The 2,346-nt window shown below is 38.4% G+C and carries 2 protein-coding genes; one reads left to right on the forward strand and one right to left on the reverse strand.

Annotated elements, in window-relative coordinates:
- Positions 1-886 (reverse strand): hypothetical protein (locus EZH24_RS10410; RefSeq protein WP_000340939.1); only part of this gene is annotated, 886 nt, incomplete at its 3' end.
- Between the two features lie 371 nt (positions 887-1,257).
- Here EZH24_RS10410 and EZH24_RS10415 point away from each other — a divergent pair.
- A partial coding sequence (locus EZH24_RS10415) for a site-specific integrase (RefSeq protein ID WP_276193477.1) occupies positions 1,258-2,346 on the forward strand: 1,089 nt, incomplete at its 3' end.

A 2,346-nucleotide genomic window follows, 5' to 3' on the forward strand; every position in this document is an offset into this window, starting at 1 on the left:
CCCTAGAAGTATTACGTGATTTTCTGCCCCTTACCCTCGTTGCTACTCTCCTTTTTTTCGTGGGAACCGCTTTAGGGCCCTCAGTGATGGTGTTTTGTAATTTATATGCTCCTCTTGCATTTGTGTCTCTACTTCTTGTTCGCCTGGAGGGAACTTCTTCATTTGTATTAGCATGGTTCACTTCAGTCCTTCCTTCCAACTCACTCTTTTTTTGCTGTAAACGATTCTCTGCCGCCAGTTCATTGAAACTATTGAATATATCCTTTAGAGATTCCGGGATGAATAAATCACCTATTAAAGCAGCTTGACGATCTGGTGGAACTAAAGTAAGCAATTGGGTAACGACGCTTACGAGCTTCATAACATCTTCTTCCGTTGGAGCTGGTGGGACTAATAACTGTGTACAATCCATTTTTCTCATGAGCATTTCGGTAGCTCTCTTCTTGTCTTTCTCGGGCAATCTTCCTATTATTATAGCAATAGATTTGTATAGTTGCTTTCTATTGTCTAACAGCTTGTTATTCTGTAGCATCAAATCTATGGCAGCCTGACTTGCTTCTTGTGAAGAGAGCATACCATTTCCAATCGAATCAAACCTTTCCTTAACCATCTTCGCAGCAGGCAAAATTACCTCAGCACTGGAGTCAGAAGATACGCTGGAATCTTCTGCGCTAGAATCAAGACCATACGGCCTACCGGTTGTGAGAGATTCCATGGGCCTTATGACATATCCTGGAAAGAGTAGCTCATCAGACTTACGTTTACTCTCTATATCAATATCTACATCAGGAGCAATCATTTCAATAAACAGCCGACATACATCCCAGACGCTATAAGCTGTACGTGCTTTTACCGTCAGATTCTTGGCTGTTTCAATGTCGTCCATTTTGGTTTTCTTTTACCAGTATTGTTCGTTTGATAATGTATTCTTGCTTATTACATTATAAAATCTGTGCAGATCACATGTCAAAACAACTTTTTATCACAAGATAGTACCGCAAAACGAACCTGCGGGCCGTCTAAAAATTAAGGAAAAGCAGCAAAGGTGCATTTTTAAAATATGAAATGAAGATACCGCAGTACCAATTATTTTCGCAGTACAAATAATGCGCGGCCGGTGCATTTTTCGAAAGAACGCGAGACAAACAGGACAATTAAAGTTAGTTTTTCGAGTTAGCGTGTTTGAATACTGCAAGATACAAGATAAATAGAGTAGTTGAAACTAGATATCAATTGCACACAAGATCGGCGCTAAGCATGCCACAATTTGATATATTATGTAAAACACCACCTAAGGTGCTTGTTCGTCAGTTTGTGGAAAGGTTTGAAAGACCTTCAGGTGAGAAAATAGCATTATGTGCTGCTGAACTAACCTATTTATGTTGGATGATTACACATAACGGAACAGCAATCAAGAGAGCCACATTCATGAGCTATAATACTATCATAAGCAATTCGCTGAGTTTCGATATTGTCAATAAATCACTCCAGTTTAAATACAAGACGCAAAAAGCAACAATTCTGGAAGCCTCATTAAAGAAATTGATTCCTGCTTGGGAATTTACAATTATTCCTTACTATGGACAAAAACATCAATCTGATATCACTGATATTGTAAGTAGTTTGCAATTACAGTTCGAATCATCGGAAGAAGCAGATAAGGGAAATAGCCACAGTAAAAAAATGCTTAAAGCACTTCTAAGTGAGGGTGAAAGCATCTGGGAGATCACTGAGAAAATACTAAATTCGTTTGAGTATACTTCGAGATTTACAAAAACAAAAACTTTATACCAATTCCTCTTCCTAGCTACTTTCATCAATTGTGGAAGATTCAGCGATATTAAGAACGTTGATCCGAAATCATTTAAATTAGTCCAAAATAAGTATCTGGGAGTAATAATCCAGTGTTTAGTGACAGAGACAAAGACAAGCGTTAGTAGGCACATATACTTCTTTAGCGCAAGGGGTAGGATCGATCCACTTGTATATTTGGATGAATTTTTGAGGAATTCTGAACCAGTCCTAAAACGAGTAAATAGGACCGGCAATTCTTCAAGCAATAAACAGGAATACCAATTATTAAAAGATAACTTAGTCAGATCGTACAATAAAGCTTTGAAGAAAAATGCGCCTTATTCAATCTTTGCTATAAAAAATGGCCCAAAATCTCACATTGGAAGACATTTGATGACCTCATTTCTTTCAATGAAGGGCCTAACGGAGTTGACTAATGTTGTGGGAAATTGGAGCGATAAGCGTGCTTCTGCCGTGGCCAGGACAACGTATACTCATCAGATAACAGCAATACCTGATCACTACTTCGCACTAGTTTCTCGGTACTATGCA

The organism is Brachyspira catarrhinii, from assembly GCF_005518285.1.
Taxonomy (GTDB): Bacteria; Spirochaetota; Brachyspiria; order Brachyspirales; family Brachyspiraceae; genus Brachyspira; species Brachyspira catarrhinii.